The following is a 1,480-nucleotide window of genomic DNA, read 5'->3' on the forward strand; positions in this document are numbered from 1 at the left end:
TTGGGATTCGCTCCACCTTACGGTATCGCAGCCCTCTGTACCGGCCATTGTAGCATGCGTGAAGCCCAAGACATAAGGGGCATGATGATTTGACGTCATCCCCACCTTCCTCCGAGTTGACCCCGGCAGTCTCCCATGAGTCCCCGGCATAACCCGCTGGCAACATAGGACGAGGGTTGCGCTCGTTGCGGGACTTAACCCAACATCTCACGACACGAGCTGACGACAACCATGCACCACCTGTGTACGAGTGTCCAAAGAGAACCCCGTCTCGGGGGCTTTCTCGTACATGTCAAGCCTTGGTAAGGTTCTTCGCGTTGCATCGAATTAATCCGCATGCTCCGCCGCTTGTGCGGGCCCCCGTCAATTCCTTTGAGTTTTAGCCTTGCGGCCGTACTCCCCAGGCGGGGCACTTAATGCGTTAGCTGCGGCACGGAACTCGTGGAATGAGCCCCACACCTAGTGCCCAACGTTTACGGCATGGACTACCAGGGTATCTAATCCTGTTCGCTCCCCATGCTTTCGCTCCTCAGCGTCAGTTGCGGCCCAGAGACCTGCCTTCGCCATCGGTGTTCCTCCTGATATCTGCGCATTCCACCGCTACACCAGGAATTCCAGTCTCCCCTACCGCACTCTAGTCTGCCCGTACCCGATGCAAGCCCGAGGTTGAGCCTCGGGATTTCACACCAGACGCGACAGACCGCCTACGAGCTCTTTACGCCCAATAATTCCGGACAACGCTTGCGCCCTACGTATTACCGCGGCTGCTGGCACGTAGTTAGCCGGCGCTTCTTCTGCAGGTACCGTCACTTGCGCTTCTTCCCTGCTGAAAGAGGTTTACAACCCGAAGGCCGTCATCCCTCACGCGGCGTCGCTGCATCAGGCTTGCGCCCATTGTGCAATATTCCCCACTGCTGCCTCCCGTAGGAGTCTGGGCCGTGTCTCAGTCCCAGTGTGGCCGGTCGCCCTCTCAGGCCGGCTACCCGTCGACGCCTTGGTAGGCCATCACCCCACCAACAAGCTGATAGGCCGCGAGCCCATCCCCCACCGAAAAACTTTCCAACCCACACCATGCGATGCGAGCTCATATCCGGTATTAGACCCCGTTTCCAAGGCTTATCCCGAAGTGGAGGGCAGGTTGCTCACGTGTTACTCACCCGTTCGCCACTGATCCACCCAGCAAGCTGGGCTTCACCGTTCGACTTGCATGTGTTAAGCACGCCGCCAGCGTTCGTCCTGAGCCAGGATCAAACTCTCCGTAAAAGAAGAGAAACACCACGAACCCCCAAAAGAGCCCGCAGCATTCAACGATACTGGCCAGACCAAGCTGAACTGCTCAGTCCGATCCAAAGGAACCACAAAGGGTTCAAAAATTTGGCATTGACTATCAAACACACTGTTGAGTTCTCAAACAACCGACGCACACCGCAGAACCAGAACCATCCGTTCCGACCCCGCCGGGGCAACCCCTCAAACTTAC

At 57.4% G+C, this 1,480-nt stretch carries 1 rRNA gene (cut by a window edge); it reads right to left on the reverse strand.

Annotated features, from left to right (window positions below):
* Nucleotides 1-1,263: ribosomal RNA gene (locus ACFUVW_RS18985) — 16S ribosomal RNA — on the reverse strand (it extends 360 nt beyond the left edge of the window).
* Between the last annotated feature and the right edge of the window lie 217 nt (nt 1,264-1,480).

It is taken from the genome of Isoptericola sp. NPDC057391, from assembly GCF_042668085.1.
GTDB lineage: Bacteria > Actinomycetota > Actinomycetes > Actinomycetales > Cellulomonadaceae > Isoptericola.